This is a genomic window from Halorubrum yunnanense (assembly GCF_026586675.1).
Taxonomy (GTDB): Archaea; Halobacteriota; Halobacteria; order Halobacteriales; family Haloferacaceae; genus Halorubrum; species Halorubrum yunnanense.
In genome coordinates this window covers 173,882-197,775 of the sequence record NZ_JAODIX010000019.1, presented here as the reverse complement: position 1 = coordinate 197,775, position 23,894 = coordinate 173,882, and the positions used below count along the sequence as shown (strand labels likewise).

27 protein-coding genes are annotated in these 23,894 nt (G+C 68.3%); 8 read left to right on the top strand and 19 right to left on the bottom strand.

Annotated elements, in window-relative coordinates:
* Positions 1–68 precede the first annotated feature (68 nt).
* The 17 genes from N5096_RS04820 to aglJ form a co-directional block, all read right to left on the bottom strand.
* A complete protein-coding gene (locus N5096_RS04820; protein ID WP_267663191.1) occupies positions 69–1,610 on the bottom strand; it encodes an NADH-quinone oxidoreductase subunit N in 1,542 nt (513 codons plus the stop codon).
* Positions 1,603–3,135, bottom strand: a complete 1,533-nt coding sequence (locus N5096_RS04815) for a complex I subunit 4 family protein (protein ID WP_267663190.1) — start codon at positions 3,133–3,135, stop codon at positions 1,603–1,605. The genes N5096_RS04820 and N5096_RS04815 overlap by 8 nt, the downstream gene beginning before the upstream one ends.
* Positions 3,132–5,174 carry an NADH-quinone oxidoreductase subunit L gene (nuoL, locus tag N5096_RS04810; protein WP_267663189.1) on the bottom strand — a complete coding sequence of 681 codons (2,043 nt, stop codon included), beginning with the start codon at positions 5,172–5,174 and terminating at the stop codon, positions 3,132–3,134. The genes N5096_RS04815 and nuoL overlap by 4 nt, the downstream gene beginning before the upstream one ends.
* Before the next feature lies 1 nt (position 5,175).
* Positions 5,176–5,496 carry an NADH-quinone oxidoreductase subunit NuoK gene (gene nuoK, locus N5096_RS04805; RefSeq protein ID WP_092563221.1) on the bottom strand — a complete coding sequence of 107 codons (321 nt, stop codon included), beginning with the start codon at positions 5,494–5,496 and terminating at the stop codon, positions 5,176–5,178.
* Positions 5,493–5,855 (bottom strand): hypothetical protein, encoded by a 363-nt coding sequence (locus tag N5096_RS04800; RefSeq protein ID WP_267663188.1) that lies wholly within the window; start codon positions 5,853–5,855, stop codon positions 5,493–5,495. Before N5096_RS04800 ends, nuoK begins: the two co-directional genes overlap by 4 nt.
* Positions 5,852–6,118: an NADH-quinone oxidoreductase subunit J gene (locus N5096_RS04795; protein WP_267663187.1), complete on the bottom strand. Its 267-nt coding sequence runs from the start codon at positions 6,116–6,118 to the stop codon at positions 5,852–5,854. Before N5096_RS04795 ends, N5096_RS04800 begins: the two co-directional genes overlap by 4 nt.
* 49 nt (positions 6,119–6,167) lie before the next feature.
* Positions 6,168–6,629: a NuoI/complex I 23 kDa subunit family protein gene (locus N5096_RS04790; protein WP_049931224.1), complete on the bottom strand. Its 462-nt coding sequence runs from the start codon at positions 6,627–6,629 to the stop codon at positions 6,168–6,170.
* A 1-nt stretch (position 6,630) separates the two neighbouring features.
* A complete protein-coding gene (locus tag N5096_RS04785) occupies positions 6,631–7,704 on the bottom strand; it encodes a complex I subunit 1/NuoH family protein (RefSeq protein WP_267663186.1) in 1,074 nt (357 codons plus the stop codon).
* Positions 7,704–9,368, bottom strand: coding sequence for an NADH-quinone oxidoreductase subunit D (locus tag N5096_RS04780; RefSeq protein WP_267663185.1), 1,665 nt, complete (start codon positions 9,366–9,368; stop codon positions 7,704–7,706). The genes N5096_RS04785 and N5096_RS04780 overlap by 1 nt, the downstream gene beginning before the upstream one ends.
* A complete protein-coding gene (locus N5096_RS04775) occupies positions 9,365–10,063 on the bottom strand; it encodes an NADH-quinone oxidoreductase subunit B (protein WP_123621172.1) in 699 nt (232 codons plus the stop codon). The genes N5096_RS04780 and N5096_RS04775 overlap by 4 nt, the downstream gene beginning before the upstream one ends.
* Positions 10,063–10,479, bottom strand: coding sequence for an NADH-quinone oxidoreductase subunit A (locus N5096_RS04770; RefSeq protein ID WP_267663184.1), 417 nt, complete (start codon positions 10,477–10,479; stop codon positions 10,063–10,065). The genes N5096_RS04775 and N5096_RS04770 overlap by 1 nt, the downstream gene beginning before the upstream one ends.
* Before the next feature lie 155 nt (positions 10,480–10,634).
* The gene (gene purE / locus N5096_RS04765; RefSeq protein WP_267663183.1) at positions 10,635–11,252 is read right to left on the bottom strand and encodes a 5-(carboxyamino)imidazole ribonucleotide mutase; all 618 of its coding nucleotides are present in this window, start codon (positions 11,250–11,252) and stop codon (positions 10,635–10,637) included.
* A 52-nt stretch (positions 11,253–11,304) separates the two neighbouring features.
* Positions 11,305–12,486, bottom strand: a complete 1,182-nt coding sequence (locus N5096_RS04760) for a 5-(carboxyamino)imidazole ribonucleotide synthase (protein ID WP_267663182.1) — start codon at positions 12,484–12,486, stop codon at positions 11,305–11,307.
* Between the two features lie 664 nt (positions 12,487–13,150).
* The gene (locus N5096_RS04755; protein WP_267663181.1) at positions 13,151–13,885 is read right to left on the bottom strand and encodes a profilin-fold protein; all 735 of its coding nucleotides are present in this window, start codon (positions 13,883–13,885) and stop codon (positions 13,151–13,153) included.
* An 88-nt stretch (positions 13,886–13,973) separates the two neighbouring features.
* Positions 13,974–15,119 carry an FtsZ/tubulin family protein gene (locus N5096_RS04750; RefSeq protein WP_267663180.1) on the bottom strand — a complete coding sequence of 382 codons (1,146 nt, stop codon included), beginning with the start codon at positions 15,117–15,119 and terminating at the stop codon, positions 13,974–13,976.
* Positions 15,120–15,198: 79 nt separating this feature from the next.
* A complete protein-coding gene (locus N5096_RS04745) occupies positions 15,199–16,320 on the bottom strand; it encodes an AI-2E family transporter (RefSeq protein WP_267663179.1) in 1,122 nt (373 codons plus the stop codon).
* Positions 16,321–16,405: 85 nt separating this feature from the next.
* On the bottom strand, positions 16,406–17,404 hold the full coding sequence (gene aglJ, locus N5096_RS04740) for an S-layer glycoprotein N-glycosyltransferase AglJ (RefSeq protein ID WP_267663178.1): 999 nt from the start codon (positions 17,402–17,404) through the stop codon (positions 16,406–16,408).
* 144 nt (positions 17,405–17,548) lie between these two features.
* Here aglJ and N5096_RS04735 point away from each other — a divergent pair, with 144 nt between their 5' ends.
* Positions 17,549–17,929, top strand: a complete 381-nt coding sequence (locus N5096_RS04735) for a DUF7522 family protein (protein ID WP_267663177.1) — start codon at positions 17,549–17,551, stop codon at positions 17,927–17,929.
* A 33-nt stretch (positions 17,930–17,962) separates the two neighbouring features.
* Here N5096_RS04735 and N5096_RS04730 read toward each other — a convergent pair whose 3' ends face one another.
* Complete coding sequence (locus tag N5096_RS04730) at positions 17,963–18,322, bottom strand: response regulator (RefSeq protein ID WP_267663176.1); 360 nt, start codon at positions 18,320–18,322, stop codon at positions 17,963–17,965.
* A gap of 176 nt (positions 18,323–18,498) precedes the next feature.
* Between N5096_RS04730 and N5096_RS04725 the strand changes: the two genes are divergently transcribed.
* The 7 genes from N5096_RS04725 (at position 18,499) to N5096_RS04695 (ending at position 23,585) form a co-directional block, all read left to right on the top strand.
* Entirely contained in the window at positions 18,499–19,530 is a 1,032-nt protein-coding gene (locus tag N5096_RS04725) for a phosphate signaling complex PhoU family protein (protein ID WP_267663175.1), read from the top strand.
* A gap of 69 nt (positions 19,531–19,599) precedes the next feature.
* Positions 19,600–19,782 (top strand): DUF7525 family protein, encoded by a 183-nt coding sequence (locus tag N5096_RS04720; RefSeq protein ID WP_267663174.1) that lies wholly within the window; start codon positions 19,600–19,602, stop codon positions 19,780–19,782.
* Between the two features lie 52 nt (positions 19,783–19,834).
* On the top strand, positions 19,835–20,062 hold the full coding sequence (locus tag N5096_RS04715; RefSeq protein WP_007998354.1) for a DUF7123 family protein: 228 nt from the start codon (positions 19,835–19,837) through the stop codon (positions 20,060–20,062).
* 130 nt (positions 20,063–20,192) lie between these two features.
* Positions 20,193–20,621, top strand: coding sequence for an SRPBCC family protein (locus tag N5096_RS04710; protein WP_267663173.1), 429 nt, complete (start codon positions 20,193–20,195; stop codon positions 20,619–20,621).
* Positions 20,618–21,424 (top strand): carbon-nitrogen family hydrolase, encoded by an 807-nt coding sequence (locus tag N5096_RS04705; RefSeq protein ID WP_267663172.1) that lies wholly within the window; start codon positions 20,618–20,620, stop codon positions 21,422–21,424. Before N5096_RS04710 ends, N5096_RS04705 begins: the two co-directional genes overlap by 4 nt.
* Before the next feature lie 646 nt (positions 21,425–22,070).
* The gene (locus tag N5096_RS04700; protein ID WP_267663171.1) at positions 22,071–23,075 is read left to right on the top strand and encodes a presenilin family intramembrane aspartyl protease PSH; all 1,005 of its coding nucleotides are present in this window, start codon (positions 22,071–22,073) and stop codon (positions 23,073–23,075) included.
* 78 nt (positions 23,076–23,153) lie between these two features.
* Positions 23,154–23,585 (top strand): VOC family protein, encoded by a 432-nt coding sequence (locus N5096_RS04695; RefSeq protein ID WP_267663170.1) that lies wholly within the window; start codon positions 23,154–23,156, stop codon positions 23,583–23,585.
* A gap of 40 nt (positions 23,586–23,625) precedes the next feature.
* Here the strand turns inward: N5096_RS04695 and N5096_RS04690 are convergent, their stop codons facing one another.
* Entirely contained in the window at positions 23,626–23,832 is a 207-nt protein-coding gene (locus N5096_RS04690; RefSeq protein ID WP_267663209.1) for a DUF8141 family membrane protein, read from the bottom strand.
* Between the last annotated feature and the right edge of the window lie 62 nt (positions 23,833–23,894).

Here is a 23,894-nt window from a genome sequence, read left to right as displayed (position 1 = left end):
TACCTGGGGGTGCCGGAGCGACAACCGAGCCGAAAAGGACCGCGAAGCGGAATCGGACCGCGAGAGCGTTAGAACAGCGCCGACGCGGCCGCCTCGGCGGTCTCGATGACCGGCCCGAAGCCGGGCAAGAGTAGGACCGTCGCGACCGCGGCGAAGACGACCGCGGCGTACAGCGCCGTCGGCCGCACGTCGATCGTGTCCAGCGTCGTCGGCGACGCGGGGTCGTCGATGAACAGCGCCTTCACGACCCGGCTGTAGTAGTACAGCGAGATCACGCTGTTGACGGCGCCGACCGCCGCCAGCCACAGGAAGCCGTTGTCGATGGCGCCCATGAACAGGAAGTACTTCGAGAAGAACCCGGCGAACGGCGGCAGCCCGGCCAGCGAGAACATGAACACGGCCATGGCCGTCGAGGCGACGGGCGCGCGCTTGGCGAGCCCGGCGTAGTCCTCGAAGGTCCGGCCGACGCCCCACCGCTCCGCCATGGCGACGAAGAGGAACGCACCGGTGTTCATGAACCCGTAGACGAGCAGGTGGGCCATCGCCGCGCCCATCACCGCGCCGTTGGCCGCGGCGCCGCCGTCGGCGCCCGTGAGCGCGGCGACGCCGATAAGCGCGTAGCCGGCGTGCCCGATGGAGGAGTAGGCGAGCATCCGCTTGACCTCCTCTTGGACGGCCGCCGCGAAGTTCCCGAGAGTCATCGTCACGGCCGCGAGGATTCCGAAGGCGAGCACCCAGTTGATGTCGGCCGACAGGGACGCGCCGACGGGGAACGCCTCCGTGAACACGCGGAACGCGATCACGAAGCCGGCCGCCTTCGACGCCGACGAGAGGAACGCGCTCACCGGCGCGGGCGCGCCCTCGTACGCCTCCGGCGCCCAGAAGTGGAAGGGGACGGAAGCGGTCTTGAACGCGACGCCGCCGAGGATCATCACGATCCCGAGGCCGGCGATCCCGCTCCGGCTGTCGAGGCCGTCGGTGCCCGCGGCGATGTCGCCGAGGACGCCGGCGACGTCGCCGAGCATCAGCGAGCCCGTGGCCGCGTACACGAGCGAGATGCCGAACAGGAAGATCGCCGAGGAGAGCGCCCCGACGAGGAAGTATTTCAGCCCCGCCTCGACGCTCCCGCGGTTCTGCTTGAGGAACGCGACGAGCACGTACGACGGCAGCGACACCATCTCCAGGGCGACGAACACGACCGCGAGCGAGTTCGCGACCGCGAGCAGCGACATGCCGGTCGCTGCGAACAGCGTCAGCGAGTAGAACGTCGCCGGGTTCGGGTGGTCGTGGAAGTAGTCGTGCGCCGCGACGACGACGAGCGACGTCACGGACGCGAAGATGGCGGTGAAGAATAACCCCATGGTGTCCACCTTGATCGCGTCGGCGAACAGCAGGATCGCGCCGCCGGTGTCGCCGCTGCCGGTTCCGGAGGCGACGAACCAGACCGTCGCGGCCAGCGCGGCCAGCGCGCCGAGCGCGCTCACGACCGCCATCGAAGTGTTCGACCGGGTGTCCGGCGAGAGGGTGTCGACGAGCAGCAGCGCGAGGCCGGTGAACGCGAGCAGCAGCACGGGCAGCAGCGCCGTCACCTGCGGGAGCGGCTCAACCATCGACGCTCACCCCCTCGACCACGGGAACGGCCGCATCGCGTATCATCTCGAAGAAGATGTCGGGCGCGACGCCGAGCACAATGATCGCGGCCAGCAGCACCGCGAGCGGGGCGACGTCGTGGAACGGCGCGGGCCCGACCTCGTAGTCGGTCGCGAGCTCGAACGGACCGAACAGCGTGCTCTGCATCGCCGACAGCAGGTAACCGGCGACGATGACGATACCGAACATCGCGAGCGCGGTGAAAAGCGGCGCGTACGGGAGCGCCGGCGCGGCGAACGAGCCCACGAAGATGAAGAACTCGCCGGCGAAGCCGGCCATCAGCGGCAGTCCCATGTAGCCGAACGCGCCGGCGACGAGGATGCCGACCGTGACCGGCATCCGGTCGGCCATCCCGGCCATGTCGCCGACCATCCGCGTGTGGGTCGCGTTGTAGACGACGCCGACCGCCATGAACATCAGCCCCGAGATGAGACCGTGCGCGACCATCTGGAACGTCGCGCCGCCGACGCCGTACTCGGTGAACACGACAAGCCCGAGGATGACGTATCCCATCGACGAGACGGAGGAGTAGGCGACGATGCGCTTGAGGTCCTTCTGTGCCAGCGCCAGCATCGCGCCGTAGATGACGCTGATCACGGCGATGGCGGCGATCGGAATCGCGAGGGCAGAAGCCTGCTCGGGGAGCATCGTGAAGTTGTATCGGAGCAGCGCGTACGTCCCCATCTTCAGGAGGACGCCCGCCAGGAGCACCGACACGGGGGTCGGCGCCTCCACGTGGGCGTCCGGCAGCCACGTGTGGAACGGGACGATGGGGACCTTCACCGCGAACCCGAGGAACATCGCGAGGAACGCGGCCATGGCGAGCGTCTCCGGCGCGAGTCCGGCAAATGAACCGAGCCCGCCGTCCGCGATCGCGCCCGTGATCTCCGGGAGCGCGAACGAACTCACCGAGTCACCGAGCGCGAACGTCAGGGACATGAACCCGATGAACATCAGCAGCGAGGCCGCGTTCGTGTAGACGAAGAACTTGATCGCGGCGTACTTCCGGCGAGGGCCGCCCCAGATGCCGATGAGGAAGTACATCGGGACGAGGACGGCCTCCCAGAAGACGAACCAGAGGAAGAAGTCCAGCGCCGTGAACACGCCGAGGAGGTTCGCCTGCATGAACAGCATGAGCCCGTAGAACTGGCTCTGGCGCGAGTCGATCGGCGTCCACGCGCTGAGGATCGCCAGCGGGACGAGGAACGTCGTGAGCACGACGAGCGGGAGGCTGATCCCGTCCAGCCCGACGAACCACGAGACTGAGCGGCCGCCGACCTCGAGCCACTCGATCTGGGTCTGATAGGCGATGTCGCCGCCCGTGAGGGCGTTCCCGGAGCCGTCGAAGCCGGACCAGAGGTACAGCGACCCGGCGAACGGGATCAGGCTCAGGGCGAAGGCGAGCCGTCCCGCCCACTCGTTCGGCGAGAGGAGGACGACGAGCGCGCTCGCGAACGCGACCGCGATGAGCGCTTCGAGTATCACAGGAACCACCCCCCGGTGACGCCGAGCAGTACGATGAGCGCGACCAGCCCCAGCGTGAGCAGCGCGGCGTACTGCGAGACCACGCCGTTCTGGACCTGCCGGATCCGGTCACCGCCGATGAGACTCACCGAGGAGACACCGTTGACGACGCCGTCGATGATGCCTTGGTCGAAGGTGTCGGCGCCGCCGGCGACGTCCTCGGTGCGATACGCGAGCCATACCTGCAGTTCGTCGAGGTAGTAGTTGTTGTACAGCACGTCTTTGATCCCGCCGAGCTTCGCCGTGTGCTCCGTCGGCGACGGAACGTTGTAGAGCTGCCACGCCACCAGCAGACCGGTCAGCGCCAAGCCGAGCGAGACGGCCGCGCCGACGAGCACCGTGGCGACTTCGCCGCCGACGATGTACTGGCTGCTGTACGGCCCGATGTCGGCGTAGTGGTGCGAGGAGAGGCCCGCAATGCCGCCCCACTCGTTGTCGAGCCAGCGGTGGAGCAGGTCGATCCCCTCCAGGCCGAGGACCTTCTGGACCGGCACCATGTTGATGAGGCCGGTGACGACCGCGAGCGACCCGAGGACCGCGAGCGGCCCCTTCACGTTCCAGCGAACGGGTTCGGGGTCACGCGCGGTGTCGCTCCGAGGTTCGCCGTGGAAGGTTAAGAAGACCATCCGGAAGGTGTAGAACGCGGTGACTGGGACCGCGAGCAGCCCCATCAGGTAGCCGCCGAACAGCAGCGGCTCGCCGGGCGCGTGGACGAGCGCCTCGTAGAGGATCTCGTCTTTCGACCAGAAGCCGGCGAACGGGAAGATGCCCGCGAGCGCCAGCGACCCGGCAAGGAAGGTGACGTACGTGACGGGCATCTCCGATTTCAGCCCGCCCATATCCCACATGTCCTCGTTGTGGTGCATCGCGATGATCACTGCGCCCGCCCCGAGGAACAGCAGGGCCTTGAAGAAGGCGTGGGTGGTCAGGTGGAAGACCGCCGCCACGTAGCCGCCCGCGCCGAGCGCGAGCATCATGTAGCCGTACTGCGAGATGGTGGAGTACGCGAGCACCTGCTTCAGCTCGTCTTTCACGAGACCCATCGTCGCCGCGAACAGCGCCGTGAAGCCGCCGATGAAGGCGATCACCGCGAGCGTCGTCGGGGTCAGCGCGTAGAAGCCGTACATCCGCGCGACGAGGTAGACGCCGGCCGCGACCATCGTCGCGGCGTGGATGAGCGCGGAGACGGGCGTCGGGCCCTCCATCGCGTCGGGGAGCCACGTGTGCAGCGGGAACTGCGCGGACTTCCCGACGACGCCGCCCAGGATCAGCAGGCCGACGACGGTGAGCCACGTCTGTAGCTCGACGCCACCGGGCGTCCACGCGACCGATCCGGAGCCGTTGAGCGCCGCGTCCGCGAGCGCCGGGAACGACTCCGGACCCGCGAACTGCGCGGTGCCGAACGTCCCGATCACCGCGACGACGCCGATGAGGAAGAAGTAGTCGCCGAACCGGGTGACGAGGAACGCCTTCTTGGCCGCCGACGGCGGCCCGGGCTCCCGGAAGTGGAAGCCGATGAGCAGGTACGAGCAGAGCCCGACCAGCTCGAAGAACATGAACGCCATCAGCAGATTGTCGGCGACGACGAAGCCGAGCATCGACGCCGTGAACAGGCCGAGCCCGGCGTAGTACCGGGGCAGACCCGTCTCGCCCTCGTCGTTCATGTAGCCGAGCGAGAACACGTGGACGAGCAGCGCGACGAGCGTCACGATGACGAGCATGAGCGCCGACAGCGGGTCGATCAGGATCCCGAAGGAGAGCTCGACGTCCGTCGGGCCGATCCCGCCGGCGCTGGCCCACGTGTAGATGGTGCGGTTCACCGCGCCGCCGCCCGCGACCGTCGCGAGCACCCACAGCGAGAGCAGGAACGAACCCGCCGTCGCCGCGACCCCGCCGAAGGCGCCTCCCTTGGGGAGGTACTTGCCGGCACCGAGCGCGATCAGGAACGAGAAGAACGGCAGGAGGACGATCGCTGGAACGTATGAGAACACATCAATCATGTTACCACCTCATCTCCGTTGGGACGGTCACGTCCGTGACCCCGAAGTTGCGGTACAGCACGAGGATAATGCCGATACCGATCGCGACTTCCGCGGCGGCGAGCGCGATGACGAACAGCGCGAACACCTGCCCCGTGAGGTCGCCGTAGTACAGCGCGAACGCGACGAAGTTGATGTTCGCCGCGTTCATCATGAGCTCGACGCTCATCAGGAAGTACAGCGCGTCGCGCCGCGTGAGCACGCCGAACAGCCCGACACAGAAGACGGCGGCCGCGAGCAGCAGGTACCACTCCGGGGGAATCGAGGAGGCGACGGCCGTCATCGCCGCTCACCCCCCTCGCGCCCGCCGTCGGTGAACGCCGTGCCCATCGCGGAGATGATGGAGCCGTCCTCCTCGCGTTTCGCAAGGTACACCGCCCCGTCGACGGCGACGTCGAGGGCGACGGCGGCGATCAGGAACGCGGCGAGGAACCCCTCGGAGGGAATCGTCGCGACGTCGTACGCGCCGAGGTTGAAGAGGGCGTAGCCGATGTTGTGAACGACCGACGCGTCGGCGGGGAATCCGGCCCCCTCAGGCGCGAAGTCGGCCGAAAGCGTCGTCAGAGCCATCGTTCCGAAGAGGAGTCCGACCACCACAGCGGGCACGATGCGCCCGCCCCGATCCGAGTCGTCGTCGTTCATACGCTATTCACCTCCGTTTCCGCGTCCGATCGCGTGAGCATCACGCCGAACGTGACGAGGATGAGAACCCCGCCCACGTAGACGAGGATCTGCATGGCGGCGATGAACTCCGCCTGTAACATCACGTAGTGTACCGCGACGCTCGTCAGGGCTCCGCCCAGAAGCAGCGCGGCGTGGAACACGTCGCGCGCCAAGACGACCCCGAGGCCGAACGCCAGCGTGACGGCGGCGAACAGCCCGAACGCGATAGTAGGATAAACCATTGTGTTTGTCTCCTATGAGAACCCCTTTGAAGATTTCGAGACGCGCCCGCTACTGGTAGTCAACCTCGCCGTCGCCCTCCCCGATCCACGCGCCGCGATCGGGGTTCCGGGACTCCAGCGGGTCGATTCCCTTGTACCACGGGACGTTTTTGAGCTGTTCTTTGTTGAACACGAAGTCGTCTTTCGTGTCCGCGGTGAACTCGAAGTTCTGCGTCAACAGGATGGCGTCGACGGGGCAGACCTCCTCGCAGAGCCGGCAGTAGATGCACTGTCCGATGTGGAGGTTGTACTGCTCCCCGTTCCGCTGGTCGTCCTGCACGATCTGGATCGTGTCGTTTGGGCAGACGTTCTCGCACTGGCGGCACCAGATGCACCGCTCCTGGCTGAACTTGTGGACCCCGCGGAACCGCGGGCTCACCTCGGGCGCGTCCTCCGGGTATTCCACCGTGAACGTGTTCCCGTCCAGCGCGTGTTTCATCGTCGTCGCCATGGATTTCATGAGTCCGATCATGTTACGCGATCACTCCCACGATTACGGCCGTGAGCACCAGGTTCGCGAACGACAGCACCAGCATTCCCTTCCAGCCGATCTCGATCAGCTGGTCGATACGGACGCGCGGCATCGCGGCGCGGGCCCACTGCGTGAACAGGAAGAAGCCCCAGATCTTCACCACGAACCAGATGAAGCCGATGCTCTCCGGGCCCGGCCCGGAGGCGCCGCCGAGGAACGTCACGGCGACGATCGCGCCGCCGAGGAAGATGTGCACGAACTCGCCGAGGTAGAAGAGGACGAAGTACGCGGAGGAGTACTCGGTCTGGTAACCGCCGACGATCTCGGTCGGCGCCTCGGGGATGTCGAACGGGTTCCGTCCGACCTCCGCCATGTTCGCCGTGACGAACAGCACGAACGCGAACGGGTTCACGAAGGCGTACCACGCCGGGATGTCGATCCCGGCGATGGTCACTAAGGTCGTCGTCTGCGCGCCGACGATGCCGCTCATCTGGAGGGTGCCCGCGAAGATCACGACTGACATCGCGGTGACGATGAGCGGGATCTCGTAGGCGAGGTTCTGCGCGACCGCGCGGAGGCCGCCGAGCAACGAGTACTTGTTGTTCGACGCGTAGCCGGCCATCACCAGCGACACCGAGGCGATGGACGCGAACGCGAACACCAGCGCGAACCCGACTTCGGGGTCCGCGAGGTGGAAGTTGATCGGGCCGAGACGGCCCATCGGAATCACCGAGAAGCCGAGCAGCGCCGACGCGGGCAGGATGACCGGGGCGATGTCCCACGAGGGGCGGTCGACGCCCTCCGGGACGATCAGCTCCTTCGCGAGCAGCTGGACGGCGGCCGCCGGGATGATCAGGAGCCCGAACGGCCCGACCCGGTTGACCGCGATCCGGTCGGTGAACGCCGCCGTGATCTTCCGTTTCGCCCACGGCCCGGCGACGCCGGTGAACGCGAGGACGATGTTCCCGACGACGGCGGCCGCGATCAGCGCCGCGACCACCTCGCCGAGCACGCCCGGCAGCCCGAACGTGTCGACGAGGAACTCGGGGAACAGCTGTGCGGGTGCCGTCCCCATCAGCGGTCCACCTCCCCAAGCACGATGTCGAGGCTCCCGAGCGCCGCGATGACGTCGGGGATGTACTCCCCGTTAGCCATCTCCGGCAGCGTCTGGAGGTTCGAGAAGCACGGCGACCGGATCTTGAACCGGCCCGGCTTGTCGGTGCCGTCGGATCGGATGTAGATGCCGAGCTCGCCCTTCGCGCCCTCGACGGCCCGGTAGATCTCGGCGTCGTCGTCGGGGCGGAGCGTGCGGGGCACGTTCGCCTGGATGTTGCGCTCGTCTTCGGGCCAATCCTCGAGCAGATCGACGCACTGCTCGATGATCTTCGCCGACTCCTCGACCTCGCGCATCCGGACGAGGAGGCGGCTGAAGTTGTCGCAGCCCTCCTCGGTGACGACGTCCCAGTCGAGCTCGTCGTAGTAGCCGTACGGGTCGTCGCGGCGGAGGTCGTAGTCGACGCCCGAGCCGCGGGCGACGGGGCCGGTCGCGCCGTAGTCCTTGGCGACGTCCGGCGGGAGGACCCCCGTGTCGATCGTCCGCATCTGGAAGATCTCGTTGGAAGTGACGAGGTTGTGGTACTCCTCGACGGACTCCGGCAGCTGGTCCAGGAAGTCGCGGGTCTTCGAGAAGAACTCCTCGCGCGGCTCCGGCAGGTCCCAGACGACGCCGCCGAGCCGGAAGTAGTTGAACATCAGCCGCTGGCCCGTCAGGTCCTCCAGTAGGTCCTGCACGCGCTCGCGGTCGTTGATCGCGTACATGAACGTCGCCGTGAAGTCCCCGTTCACGTCGAGCGCGAACGTGGCGAGCGCGAGCATGTGCGCGGCGATCCGACACATCTCGGCGCCCATCGTGCGGATGACCTGCGCGTACTCCGGCACCTCGATCTCCGCGAGGTCCTCGGCCGCGCGGGCGTACGCCCACTCGTTGAGCAGGCCCGCCGAAATGTAGTCCCAGCGGTCCGGGTACGGCATGATCTGGTGGCGGTAGGTCCCGGCCTGCGCCATCTGCTCCTCGCAGCGGTGGAGGTAGCCGATGTCGGGCTCGACGTCGACGACCTGCTCGCCGTCGAGGACCGTCTTCAGGTGGAGCACCCCGTGGGTCGCCGGGTGGTGCGGCCCGATGTTGAGGAACATCGTGTCGGACTCGGAGTCCTTGTAGTGCTCCTGCAGCGGGTTCGCGTGCTCCGGCAGCGTGGCGATCTGCGGCCGGTCCTTGTCGTAGTCCATCGACAGGGGGTGACCCTGCCAGGTCTCCGGCAGGAGGATCCGGCGCAGGTCGGGGTGGTCGTCGTACTCGATCCCGATCAGGTCGTACGCCTCCCGCTCGTGCCAGTCGGCGGTGCGGAAGACGGGCTCGGCCGACTCGGAGACGGGATCGTCCTTGTCGGCGGGGACGACGACGCTGACCTCCTGGGTCGGGTCGTCGAACTTCTTCAGGTGGTAGATCGACTCGTAACGATTCTCGTACTCCTGGGCGGAGACCACCGAGAGGTGGTCGTACCCCGCCTGCTCTTTCAGGATCGAGAGGGTCTCCTGAACGGTGTCCGGGCGGATGACGAAGCCGGGCGCGTTCAGGTGGTCGTCGCGCTTGACGACGAGGTCGCCCAGCAGCGCCTCCAGCTCGTCGGGAGTGCGCTCGATCGCGGCGTCGTCGGTGGTGTCCGGTCGTTCGAGGCTCATGGTGAATCAGCGAAGTTGTACCGCATGACGAGTTCGTCCTCGTCTATCTGGTCGGCGAGCTTGTCGACGAGCTCGTCGCGTTCGAGGTCGGAGAACTCCTCCAGCTCGTACGGCTTGACTGTCACGGGCGAGGCCTCGCCGTTGGCGACGCGCTCCTGCAGCTTCACGACGCCGTAGACGAGGGCCTCGGGGCGCGGCGGGCAGCCGGGGACGTGGATGTCGATCGGAATGACCTCCTCGGCGCCCTTGATGACGTTGTACCCCTCCTGGAACGGGCCGCCGGAAATGGTACACGAGCCCATGCCAACGACGAACTTCGGCTCGGGCATCTGGTCGTAGACACGCTTCATCCGCGGCGCGAACTTCGAGACGATCGTCCCGGGGACGATCATCACGTCGGCCTGTCGCGGCGACGCGCGGGGGACCCCGCTCCCGAACCGGTCGAGGTCGTGTTTCACCGCATAGGTGTGCATCATCTCGATGCTGCAGCAGGCGATGCCGAACTGCAGCATGAACATCGAGGAGCCGCGACACCAGTTCAGGAACTTGTCGAACTTGGTGAGGATGAACGGCGAGGAGCCGAACGCCTCGCGGAGCCGAGAGTTGAATCGGTCTCCCTGCCCGGTCATCCGGGCGTCTCGGGTCTCCGTTACGACTTGCGATTCGTCGGTGATGAATGGTTGATCGCTGCTCATTAGTTGAGATCACGCTCCGTTTTTTTGCTGGTCGCGCGGGGGCTGCGGGCCCAGCTGATCGCTCCCGACCGCCACGCCCAGACGAGCCCGATCGCGAGGACCCCGACGAAGGCCAACATCGGCCACAGTAGGGCAGTCATCGGCACGCCGGCCTCGATCGCCGGGCGGTAGATGACGGCCCACGGGAACAGCAACACGGTCTCGATGTCGAACACGACGAACAACAGCGCGACCATGTAGTACTGGATGTTGAACCGGATCCGCGTCCCGCCAGTCGGGGTCTCGCCGGACTCGTAGGTGGTACTTTTACCGGTCTCAGGCACGCTCGGACGGAGCAACGCCGACACGCTCATCATCCCTATCGGGATGAGCAGGCCGACGGCCGCCAAGGCGCCGATCGCTATCCAATCGCTCATATAGGTCTCCGTAACATGCTGGGGTTTGGACCGGCCCCTCATAAGCGTTGAGTCTTCACGGCAGCGGCCCGATCCCGCCGCAGACGACCGCGAGACAGCACAATACCTGGTCCGGGCGATCTCGATTCGACCGCGATACCGACCTCTGCCGGGAGCTACTCCCCGTCCCGCGCGCGGAACCCGTCGACGCCGAGGTCGTGGAGGTCGGCGGAGACGTCGGCGACCCCTGCCTTCCGATCGTCGTGGAGGTCGATCAGCCGTTCCTCGACGGCGTCGTGCTCGCGAGCGAGCACCTGCGCGGCCGAGAGGGCGGCGTTGTACGACTTCCCCGCGTCGACCGCGACGATCGGGGCGCCCGTCGGCATCCCGATGACCGAGTCGACCGACTTCTCCTGTACCGGCACCCCGATGACGGGCACGGGGTACGCGATCGACGCGGTCATGTTCGGCAGGTCGGCGGACTTCCCGCCCGCGCCCGCGACGATCACGTCGAGCCCGCGATCGGTCGCGGTCTCGCCGTACGCGTACATGAGCTCCGGGGTCCGATGCGCGGAGACGACGTAGCTCTCGTAGGTGAACCGCGAATCCGGCGCCGCGTCGAAGTCGATCTGCTCCGCGAAGCCGAGGTCGTCGAGCGCCTCGTACGCGTCCTCCATGACGGGGAGGTCCGAGTCGGAGCCCATGATGATCCCTACGTCCGGCGTCGTTTCGGGGTCGGCGTCGGCGTTCGCTTCCGCTTCGAGTCGGTCGATGAGGTCCTGGACCGTAGTCATAGACGTGGGTTCGGTGGTAGCGGATAAGGAAGTGCCGGATGCGGTACCGGTGTCAGGCGTCCCGGAACGTCAGGCCGTCGCGGAGCGCTCGCGCCCGGGAGAGCAGGGCGTCGCGGTCGACCTCGGCGGCGGTGTTCGCGTCGTCGCCTCCGGCCGTCGCCGTCAGGTGCCCCATCTTCCGGAGCGGGTACACGTCGGCTTTGCCGTACCAGTGGAGGTCGGCGCCGGGCGCCGCGAGGACGTCGTCGACGCCGCGGAGCGTGGCGGGCCGGGTCTCCTCGGTGTCCCCGAGCGCGTTCGCGGTGACCGCGGGCGCGACGAGGTCGGTCGGGGCGAGCGGCCACCCGAGCACGGCGCGGACGTGGTTCTCGAACTGCGAGGTGCGCGCGCCCTCGATCGTCCAGTGGCCGGAGTTGTGCGGGCGTGGCGCGATCTCGTTGACGAGCACGTCGCCGTCGCGGGTCTCGAACAGCTCGATCCCGTAGACGCCGCGGCCGTCGAGGAACTCCAGCACGTCGCGGGCGACCGACTCGGCCTCGGCGACGACCGCGTCGTCGGCGCGGGCCGGCGCGACGCTCTCGCGGAGGATCTCTTCGCGGTGGATCGTCTCCGTGACGGGGTAGGTCCGCGTCTCGCCGTCGACGCCCTTCAGGCCCATCACGGCGATCTCGCGCTCGAAGTCGAGGAACTCCTCGGCCATCGCGTTCCCCCCGACCTCGTCGAGCGCGTCGGCGGCGTCCGCGGGGTCGTCGACCGGGACGTTCCCGCGGCCGTCGTAACCGCCCTCGCGGGCCTTCAGCATGACGCCGCCGAACTCCTCGACGACGCGCTCGAGCCCCTCCGCGGTCGCGACCGCCACGAACTCCGGGACGGGGATGCCGGCGTCGGCGAGCGACTCCTTCTGCACCAGCTTGTCCTGGATCGTCTCGAGGGTCGCGGGGTCCGGCTGGACCGGGACGTCGTGCTCCGCGCTCGCCTCGGCCAGTAGCTCGGGGTCGGCCAGCTCGATCTCGAAGGTCAGCGCGTCGACCCGGCTCGCGAGCTCGTGGACCGCGTCGGGGTCGTCGAAGTCGCCGACGATCTGGTCGCTCACGACCGGCGATGCGGGACAGTCCGGCGTCGGGTCCAGCACGACGACCTCAATCCCGAGGCGCGCGACCGCCTCGCCCATCATCCGACCCAGCTGTCCGCCGCCGACGACGCCGAGGGTCGGTCCCGGCAGAGTGATCGACATGCGCGGCCGTACCCGACGTTACTGCATAAATATTCTCACATTGCACGAGAGAATGTTCACATTTGTGTATAGACTACGCGACTTCGTTGAACTCGTCTTGTTCAAACATACCAAATTTTGGCACGGTCAGTTGCTGAAGACGAACTCTTGATCGAGAGCGGGACTGGGTGTTGCAGTTTGTCGGTGGTTATTCAGCATTTAAATAGCCGTGAACGACAGCGGCGAGCGCTTATAAAGATCGGTGCGGCGGCGCGCCCCGGTGAGCGGCCGATAGGCCGCGAACCGACGGTGCGAGGGACGCCGCGAGCGCAGCGAGCGGCGAGGCTGGGGAGGCGTGAGGCTGTGCGGTGCGGTCGGGTGGGACTCAAAGGGGCAGCCGGCGAGGCGGGCGCAGGCGACGTAAGCACCGTGGCGCATAGCGCCACGGGCAGCCGGCGGCTTCGCCGCCGGCGACACCGCAACGAGGGAGCGAACGAAGTGAGCGACCGAGTGAGGAGCGCAGCGAGCGTGCGCCCGCCTCGCCGGCTGGGGCTTTGGAAGTGTTCATCACGGAGTCAATCATTTATAAACAACCGACAGCAACACATCTCGTCCGCTTACAAACAACACCCAGACCGATCTAGTATACTCACACCGGCAATCGCTCAGAGTCGTTCCCCGTCGTCTACAGCTCGACCGTCGCGAGGTCGCTCTCCAGCCCCGCCACGAACTCGTTGTACGCGTCGACGAACCCCCGGAACGAGTCGGCGTACTGGCGCACGTCGGCCGCGGAAGGCGCCTCGTACTGCGAGAGGAGGTAGAGCCCGCCGGAGCCGCCGACGCGGAGGTACGAGACGGCCCCTTCGTCCCACTTCAGCTCCCAGCGGTCGCCGTCGACGCGGGCGGTGTACGTTCCGTAGTCGTCGCCCTCGTACCGATAGATCTCGCCGGCCATGACGGTGCAGGCCTCGCGGATCGCGTCCAGCACGCGGTCGCGCTCGGCGACGACGCCGTCGGTCGAGACGGGGTCCGGGAACTCGGCGCTGACACCGTCGAGGACGCCCGACAGCGACGCGACGTACTCGTTCCACGCGGCGACGAAGTTCGCGTAGTCGTCGAGCGCGGCCGCCAGGTCTTCCGGGTCCGGCGGCTGCTTCGTCGAGATGACGTACACGTCCGAGCCCGAGGTCGGCGAGAACAGCAGGAACTCCAGTTCGCCGGCCTCGTGTTTGACGGTCCACGTCCCGCTCGGCGTCGACAGCTCGCGTCGGCCGTAGTCGCCGCCCTGCAGCTTCGCGAGCTGGTAGGCGATCGTCCCGGCGTGGTCCCGCACGGCGGCGACGAGCTCGTCGCGCCGGTCGGCGACCGCGTCCGTGTCGCGCACGTCGAGGTCAAGTCCGAGATCGGCGTGAGTGGTCACGACCGTTCTGGGCGCCACAAGGGGTTAATCGATTCGGGTGGGTGGAGAGTCGCCCGGGCCGCGCCAGACGGTCCGACCCTTTCGGCGGTCACGCGATAGACTCCCGGATCTCCCGGAGCCGCGCCGGCTCGTCGATCCCCGAGCGCAGCACGACGGCGAACACCGCCTCCGCGTCCGGCTGCGGCGCGTCCCCGCTCAAGATCGCGTCCGACCCGGTCTCCTCGGCGAGCCACCGCCGGCCGTCGGCGATCGCCTGTCGGTTGAGCCACGCCGCCGGCCCGCCGACGACGAGCAGCGTCCGGTCCGCGCGCCCGTCGGGGACCTCGACGGTCGACTTCCCGCGGGCCGCCTTCCGGATCGTCGTCTCGATCGCCGACACCGCGGCGCTGGTGTCGACCTCGGCGGGCTCGTCCGAGCCGAACAGCCCGAGCCCGAACCGCGACCCCGACTCCGGCGCGTCGACCGCCTGCGTCGCGTGGCCGAGCGCGGCGATCTCCCCGTCGTCCCCGACCGCGCGGGCGACGTCGCTCGCGTCGAGCACCTGCTGCGGGGTCGACGTCTCGTCGTCCGACTCGCCGGCCCCGAACAGCGCCGCGACCCGCTCGGCGACGACGCCGTTCAACCGGTCCCGGGCGTCGGGGAGATTCTCGCCCGGCCGGAGCCACGCGTCGTTGTCGAACGGGAAGACGGCCGCGCAGCGGTCCGAGAGGGCGTCGAGCGTTCTGGCCGCGTTCTTCTCCGCCAGCGGGCTGTCGGGCTCGCGCTCCCCGGGGTCGGTCGCGCTCCCGCGGACGGGGTCGACCTCGCTGGCCGCCGACTCCGCGGGCGTCGGGAGCAGGCCGACGGCGTACACCGGGGCGTCGTAGAGCCGCGACAGCTCCTCGGCGAGCGCCGGCGCGGCCCCGGCGCCCGCGCCGCCCCCGAGACCGACGACGAGCGCGAACGCCTCTGCGATCGACGGGTTCTCGTCATCCATGACGCGGCCGAGCTCGCTCGCGTGGGCGTCCCCGAGCCGCCGGGCGGCGTGGAGGTCCCCGTCGAGTCCGCTCCCGTCGGCCGCGTCGCCGAAGCGGTAGCGGCGCGACTCGTCGATCGACCGGAGCGCGTCGAGGGCCGCCGCGTCCGTGTCGAACGCGTTGATCCCCTGCAGGAACCGGTCGCTGCCGTGATCGGCCGCGAGCCGGTCGACGATCCGGCCACCGGCGCCGCCGAGACCGATGACGTGAAGGCGCATACGTCACCCCGGTCGGCGAGCGGGGGCTTATCTCTTCGGCTCGGCGGTCGTGAGGAGGTCTGCGTGGCGTCCCCCGGGCTCAGAACTCGTCGAGCCGCCGCTGTCCCTGGGGAACCGACGCGGGGCGCTCGGCGCCGGCCTCGTCGGGGTTGCCGCCGAGCAGTCGGACCAGCGCCGTGCTGGCGAACGTGAGCGCCAACACCAACACGATCGGCGCGAGGAACAGCCCGTGGAAGCCGAAGACGACCGGGCCGAAGATGTACGCGAGCATGAGCAGCCCGACGTGGGTCGTCTCCCCGCTGAAGTACGGCCGGAGCACGATGTCGGGGACCGTGTCGACGACGACCGCCGCGACGACGAGGAAGCCGGCCACGTAGGCGAGCAGCGCGAGGTCACTGCCGTCGAGGACCGTCGGTACCGAGGTCACCGCCGCCAGCGGGACGTACACGATCTTCATTCCGATCACTGGGATCAGGCTCGCGATGCCGGTGAGCGCGCCCGCGAGCGCCGGATACGGGACCTCGACAGGTGTCGGCGCGACCACGTTGTACGCGGTGTACGTGATGACCGCGATGATCGAGATGGCGATGACGTTGAGCAGGTTCCCGTACAGCACCGCCTCCAGCTCGGCGTCGGCCGTCTCGAGGTATTCGCGAACCACCGCGTCGTCGTCGAACGTGAGGAGCCACTCGTGGAACTTCGAGCCGTCGAGCAGCAGGTAGTACGTGACGACGACGACGATCAGGAGGTTGAGGGCGAGCCCGCCGAGCGTGCTCGCCAGGAGCGGCGCCTGCTCGGAGACGAACTCGATCAGCGGGTCGAGTTGCCCGGAGCGATACGCGCCGACGGCCCCGTCGAGGGTGGGGTTCGAGAGCCGGGCCAGGTCCCCGACCCAGGAGTTCTCGGCGCCGACCGTCTCGGCGACCGGGTACCGGCCGATGAACCGGCGGGCCTCGATCAACACCAGCAGGACGGTGTAGCCGATGAGGCCGATCAGCGGGACCCCGATGAGCGACAGGGAGGCGACAGCCCGGACGCGCGCCGGGAGCCGGAAGCGTTCGAGCCGGTGGAAGAGCCGCCGCGTCGAGTAGTAGAGGAACACGGCGACCGTGAGGGGGGCGATGAACCGGTACCCGATGAACCCGACGACGAGCGCGACCGCGATGCCGAAGAGGGCGATGACGAGCCGCTTCTCATCCATGGGCGCTTATCTCAGCGAGTCGAAATAAACCATGTGCCTCCGGGCCGGGCGCCGGGGGTCGGTGTCGACGGGCCGACGATCGGTGTCAGTCGTCCCCCTCGATCGACCGCTCGACCTCGTCCCGCCCGCGCGACTCATCTGTCTCGCGCGGCTCGTCGGAGTCGCGCTCCCCGAGTGCCCGCTCGAGCCGCGCCACCTGTTCGCGGTGCAGCGAGAGGATCATGTCCGCGAGCACGCCGAAGATCAGCAGTTGGATCCCGAGGATGGCCGCACCGACGGCACCGATGGTGATCACTTCGTGAGTCACGCGAAACACGAGCCATTCGTAGAGGACGTACGCGGTCATGACCGCGCCCGCCGCGGTCGAAACCGCGCCGACGCTGCCGAAGTAGAACAGGGGGTTGTTCGTCTTCGCCTTCCGATACAGCTCCAGGAAGATCACGCCGCCGTCGCGGATGGGATGGAGGTTGGTCGCGGAGCCGCCGGGGCGCTCGCGGTAGGTGACCGGAACGACCGCGACCGGGACCTGGTTTTTGACGCATTCGACCGCCATCTCGGTCTCGACCCCGAACCCGTCAGCGGTGAGGTGGAGTCGGAGGAACGACTCCCGGGTGAACGCCCGGTACCCCGAGAGGATGTCCCGGTAGCCCTCCCTGTGGATCCCGCGGAACGCGAGGTTGATGATCCGGTTGCCGATCCGGTTCAGTCGGGTCATCGCCCCCGGCCGCATGTCGGCGAAGCGATTCCCGATGACGTGGTCGGCCTCGCCGGCGAACAGGGGATCAAGCATCGCGTCGACGTCGGCCGCGTCGTACGTCGCGTCGGCGTCAGCCATCACGACGTACTGCGCGTCGACGTGCTCGCGCACCGCCTCGCGGACCGCCTGTCCCTTTCCGCGGCCGGACTGCTCGACGACGCGGGCACCGGCCTCGGTGGCGGCCGCCCGCGTCCCATCGGTGGAGCCGCCGTCGATCACGAGGACCTCCTCGATCCCGACGTCGCGGAAGGCGCCGACGACGCGCGCGACCGTCTCGACTTCGTCCATCGTGGGCAGGAGGACGCAGACGTCGTCGTAGTCGCTCATGGCGGGTCGACGGCGGGGGAGTCCCTAAACTCTGCCCTTCCGGCGCGGCGAATCGAGTCCGGGGCGGTCGAGTCGAGGCGGCGCTCCGTCGCCGGTCCTGCGGCCACCCATACGCTCATATATCCGACGACAGATCGTGTGAACATGTCACAGCCACCCGACTCCCAGGTCGACGAACTGCTCAGCGCGACGCGGACCGCGATCGGGGACGAGCTCCGGAGCCTCACGTACTTCACCGAGAACGAGGTCACGCAGCTGTACCTCCGCAGCGACCTGAGCCGGACGGCAGACCTCGTCGGCTTCGCGGAGAACGAGCGCCAGGGGTTCCACTCGCAGTCGCTGTACGCCAACACGCAGCTGGGCGATTACCAGTTCACGGTCCGCGTGTTCGAGAACGGGTATCTCACGCGGGTGATAACCGGGGAACACGGGATCTGGGTGACGACCGACTCGATGGAGATGGACCGGTTCGAGGAGCTCACCAGCGCGCTCTCGTCGATCCTCCGGTCGTTCGACCCGGCGTGAGTCCCGGGGCGATCGAGCGGGAGGGGAGCGCGCTCAGCCGAGGTGACTCTTCATCTCGGGGACCAGTTCATCGGGGTCGACCGGCTTGGTGACGTAGCCGTCGGCGCCGGCCTTCACGGCCTCCATCATCTTCTCCTGCTGGTCGACGCTCGTGCACATCACGATCACGGTGTCGGGCCAGCGTTCCTTGATGGCCCGCGTGGCCTCGATTCCGGTCATCTCCGGCATCACGACGTCCATCGACACGGCGTCGGGCTCGTGGGCCTCGAACAGCTCCACGGCCTCCGCGCCGTTCTCCGCCTCGCCGACGACGTCGAACGACCCCTCCAGCGCGTCCCGAACCACGGTCCGCTGGAAGGAGGAGTCGTCGACGACGAGCACCCGCTCGGTCATAGATAGGAGTCGGTGGCTGGACTCAAAAAGCGCGCGGATCCGCCGGCGTCCGGTTCCGCGGAGCGCCGTCGACCCGCGGAGCGCCGTCGACCCGCGTACCAATCCCTTGTATATTCGACGAAGCGTATAATGAACATAGGAACAACGTTAAGGTGTATCCGGCGGTATCTGACGGCATGGAAACGCGGAAGGTCCAACGGCTGGGTCCGTCGACGCTGGCGATGACCCTCCCCGCCGAGTGGGCGCAGGAACACGGCGTCAACAAGGGCGACGAGGTGTCGCTCCGGATGGGGGGGAAAGGAACGCTCACCGTGCTCCCGGAGTCGGTGAGCACGGAGGAGTCGGAGGCGGTCATCAACGCCGACGGGCTCGACGCGCGGTCGCTGGAGCGCGCTATCGTCGCGCAGTACGTGCTCGGGCGGCGCGTGATCCACGTCCGGAGCGAGGGCACGCTCGACAGCGAGCATATCAACGCGGTTTATAAAGCCGAAACGCAGCTGATGGGGCTCGGCGTCATCGAGGAGACGCCGGAGGACATCTCCATCCGGTGTTCGGTCGACCCGGAGGACTTCACCCTCGACAACCTGCTCGAGCGGCTGGAAAACACGGGGTCGACGATGCGCGGCGAGGCGGTGAAGGCGCTCGCCCACGGCAACCCCGACCTCGCGCAGCGCGCGCTCAACCGCGAGCGGCAGGCGAACAAGATATTCGTGCTCCTCCTGCGGCTCATCTTCACGGCGTACCAGAACCCGAACCTCGCGCGCGCGATAGGCTTAGAGGAGGGGTTCCCCCTCATCGGCTACCGCTCCGTGGCGAAGAACCTGGAGCTCACCGCCGACAACGCGGAGGATATCGCCGACATCGTGATGGAGGCCGACGGTCACACCCTCGACGTCGACAGCGCGACAATGCGCCAGGTCCGCGAGTTCACCGACCAGGTGGACGAGCTGACGGCGGTCGCGGTCCGGGCGGTCGTCGAGCGCGACTACGACCTCACCGTCGAGTGCCGCGACCTGTTCGCCCGCCTCGAGGACCGCGAGCAGGGGATCCTCGGCGAGCTGCCCGACGACCTCGACAACGAGACGCTGCTGATGACCCGGGAGGTGCTCGTGAGCCTCCAGCACACCGCCGAGTACGCGATGCGGAACGCCGAGATCGCCGCGAACCTCGCGCTCAACGAGGAGTCCGAACACGTCGAGATCATCTGAGAGAGGCGGTCTCGTCGGTGCGGTCGCGTCCTTCGCATGAACTAAGTAGCCGCCCGCGAAGCGACGGGTATGAGCGAGGCATCCATCGACTCAGACATGGAGATCGGCGTGGCGCTCGCGTTGGGGGCCGTCGCGCTCGTCGGTACAGTGCTAATGTTCGGGTACCCGTCGCAGATCGGTCGCGCGTGGGGGTTCGCGGCGGCGTTCGTCTTCGCCCTCTGTTCGGTCGCCGCCGTACAGCTGTTCGATTGAGCGGCCGAGCGACGAGAAACCGTTAAGGACGTCAGACACCAACGTTAGCGATATGAGCGAGTACACCGAGGAGGAGCAGCGGATCCTCGCGTACCTCACGGACAGCGTCACCCGTGGCGAGCGGTACGTCCGCTCGAAGACGATCGCCGACGCCATCGGCCTCACGGCCAAGCAGGTCGGCTCGCGGCTCCCCCGACTCGCAGAGAAGTCCGACGACGTCGACATCGAGAAGTGGGGCCGAGCGCGGTCGACGACGTGGCGCGTGACCCCTCAGGGCTGAGGTCGGGGACGCGGTGGCGTCGAACTCTCTTCGTCCTTTCTGCCGGACCTCCCGCATCCTACCGGACCCCCGCCGTCCCCGTCCTGCCGGACTCGCGTGTTTTTAAACCCCGTGGCACCAACAGGGGGGTATGACCGTCCGAGTCTCCCGGACGTTCGAGTTCGACGCGCCCGCGGAAGACGTGTGGGCGTTCATCTCGGACGCCGAGAAGCGCGCCGGCGCGATCAGCGTGGTCGACACCTTCGAGGTCCACGACGAAAGGCGCGCGACCTGGCACGTCGCGCTCCCGATACCGATGATCCGATCGACGATCTCCGTCGAGACCGAGGAGGTCGAGCGCGACCCGCCGAACCGGGTGAAGTTCGTCGGGAAGTCGAAGGCGTTCCGCGTGACCGGCGAGCACACGATCACCGAGGCCGACGGGAGCTGTCGGCTGGCCAACGAGTTCGTCGTCAACGGTCGGCTCCCGGGGGTCGAGTCGTTCTTCGAGCGCAACTTCGACGCGGAGCTCGACAACCTCGAGGACGCGCTCCGCGCCTCCCTGGGCTCCGCGGTATGAAGATAGCCTGCGTCCAGCTCGGCGTCGAGGGAGGCGCGGTCGCTGACAACGTCGAGAGCGCGATCGAACGGGTGCGAGAGGCCGCCGCCGACGGGGCGGACCTGGTGGTCCTCCCGGAGCTGTTCGACGTCGGCTACTTCGCGTTCGAGGCGTACGCCCGTGCGGCCGAGAGCCTCGCCGGCGACCGGCTGTCGCGGTTCGCGGCGGCCGCGGCCGACGGCGACGTCAACGTCCTCGCGGGGACGGTCGTCGAGGACCTCGGGGCCTCCGCCGCGGACGGGATCGACGTTCCGGCCGGAGCGGGGCTCGCGAACGCGGCGGTCCTCTTCGACCGCGAGGGGGAGCGCCGGCTCGTCTACCGGAAGCACCACCTGTTCGGCTACGGCTCCGAGGAGACCGACCGGATGGTGCCCGGCGAGCGGGTCCCGGTGATCGACTTAGAGGGCGTCCGGCTCGGCGTGACGACGTGTTACGACCTCCGGTTCCCGGAGCAGTTCCGCGAGATGGTCGAAGCCGGCGTCGAGTGCGTGCTGGTGCCGAGCGCGTGGCCGTACCCGCGCGTGGAGCACTGGCGGACGCTCGGTCGGGCACGCGCCATCGAGAACCTCGCGTACGTCGCCGCCGTCAACGGGAGCGGCGCCTTCGACGGCGACGCGCTCTGCGGGCGGACGGCCGTCTACGACCCGTGGGGGACCACGCTCGCGTCCGCGGGGGAGGAGCCGGCGACGGTGACCGCCGAGGTCGACCCGGAGCGCGTGGCGTCGGTGCGCGAGGAGTTCCCCGCGCTGCGGGACCGGCGCTGACCCCCGCCCCGCGTTCGGACCGCGACCGACGTGTCGGAACCGCCTGGTTTATACCGGAGAAGCGCTTACATACACATGCCGAAGTCCGACGCTTTTCTCGTTGGAGTTCGGCGACAACACAACGCGCCTGTCCCGACCACTCGGGCGGCGACGCCGACGACAGCCCGGGGGTCCGCTGTCCGGCTGCCGCCCGCCCGCCTCCCGCCCACCTTCGCCTCAACTCGCCTTCCCGCTCTCCGCTTCACTCCAGTTACCTCTCCGCGCCGTGCTCCCTGTAGCCGCGGCCGGCGTCGGCGTCCAGTATCGCTTCCGATAATCCGGGCGATAGCTTCTTGTTTCGGATCGAGTTGGTGGTAAACGCCGCGGACGAGCCCGGCCGGCCCGTCCGACTTCGGGCGGGTCGGCCGGACACTCGCTTCCACCGTCCGTCGTCCGTCGGCTCTCGGGTTCGGGTCCGACCCGCTCCCACACCGTACCCGAACCCCTTCTGCGACTCGGGACGACGTCACCGTACCGACGTTCGCGGCACCGGATCCCTCTCGCGACGAGTCGGCGGCTTTCCGAACCGACGCCGGTCGGATCGACCTCGACCGAGGCCGGGCCGAAACGCAAGGACGAAACCCTCGGATCCCGAACTCCCGTTCGAATGTTCCCCCGCGAGTACCGCGGCGTCGCCTTCGTCGTCGGCCTGTTCCTCGCCGTCCAGCTCGGCGCGCTGGCACTGGTCCCCGAGTTCGCCGAGAGCGGCTATCAGGCGGTCGAGAACCCGGACGACCCGACGAACAGCGTCGTGTACGTCCTCGCGATCCTCGTCATGACGGGCGTAATGCTCGCGGCCTTTAAATACAACTTCGACGGCGCGGTCCGGCTCCTCATCGTCGGGACCTCCGCGTGGCTCTCCTGGTACGTCTTCTCCGCGCTGGTGTCGCCGGCGGCGGCGACCGTGCCGGCGGCCGCGGTCGGCGTCGGGCTGCTCGTCTACCCCGAGTGGTACGTGATCGACACGGCCGGGGTGTTGATGGGGGCCGGCGCGGCCGGGCTGTTCGGCATCTCGTTCGGGCTGCTCCCGGCGCTGATCCTGCTGGCGGTCCTCGCCGTCTACGACGCCGTCTCGGTGTACGGCACGGAGCACATGCTGTCGCTGGCCGAGGGCGTCATGGACCTGAACATCCCGGTGGTGCTCGTCATCCCGCTGTCGCTGTCATACTCGCTGCTGGCCGGGGACGAGGAGGGGGAGGAAACGGACCTCGGCGGCGACGAGGCCGCCGAGGACCCCGCAACCCCCAACGAGGCCGGAGAGAGCGACCCCGACGACGCCGACGTCTCCGACCCCACCGCGATCGAGGATCGGGACGCCTTTTTCATCGGGCTCGGCGACGCCGTGATCCCGGCCGTGCTGGTCGCGAGCGCGGCGACGTTCTCGCCCGCGACCGGGCTCGGGGTCCCGCTCGTCGGGATCAACCTCCCGGCGCTGCTCGCGATGGTCGGGAGCCTCGCCGGGCTGCTCGTGCTGATGAGCTGGGTGATAAAGGGCCGGCCGCACGCCGGGCTCCCTCTGCTGAACGGCGGCGCCATCAGCGGCTACCTGATCGGCTCCGTCGTCGCCGGCGTCCCGCTCGCGAAGGCGACGGGGCTCGTCGGGTTCCTCTGAGGGACAGAGCGAATCGCGGCGCGTCCGTCGCGCCCGCCGGCCGACACGATTTTTAAATCGGTCCCCGTCGTTCGACCCTTGTCCGATCCGACTCCCCACCACGTCGGCGTCACCGTCTCCGATCTCGACCGCGCCGTCGATTTTTATACCAGTACGTTCGACCTCGACGTCGCCACCGAGTTCGCCGTGGGCGGCGAGGCGTTCGCGGACGCCGTCGCCGTCGACGGCGCGGCCGCCGAGTTCGCGCACCTCGTCGCCGGCGGCGAGGACGGCGAGACGGTCGTCGAGCTCGTCGCGTACGAGCCCGAGGGCGAACCGACCGCGGACCCGGAGCTGAACCGACCGGGCGCGATCCACCTCGGGCTCTCCGTCGACGACGTAGAGGAGTTCTACCGCGACCTCGACGGCGACGTGGAGACGCTCAGCGAGCCGCGAACGACCGAGAGCGGGACGACTATCCTGTTCGTCGTCGATCCCGACGGCAACCTGATCGAAATGCTGGACGCGTGATTCGTCGCCGAACGCGCTCGGTCGGCGCCGTCAGAGCCGGTTACGCGCCGCTCGCCTCGCGCAGCACGAGCAGCGACAGCGGCAGGCTCGCGGCCACCAGTCCGTAGGCGCCGCCGAGGATCGGCTCGACGCCGAACTCGGGGGCGAACAGGTAGCCGGCTGCGAACCCGATCGGATCGAACACGGCCGCGACGAGAACGAGCTGTGCCTGAAGCGAGAGCGCCTCGAACCACGGGAGGAGGGCCATTGCGAGCGTCTCGTGTTCCGACGCGAACATAATAGTTCGGGACCCGCGATCCGCCGACCGCT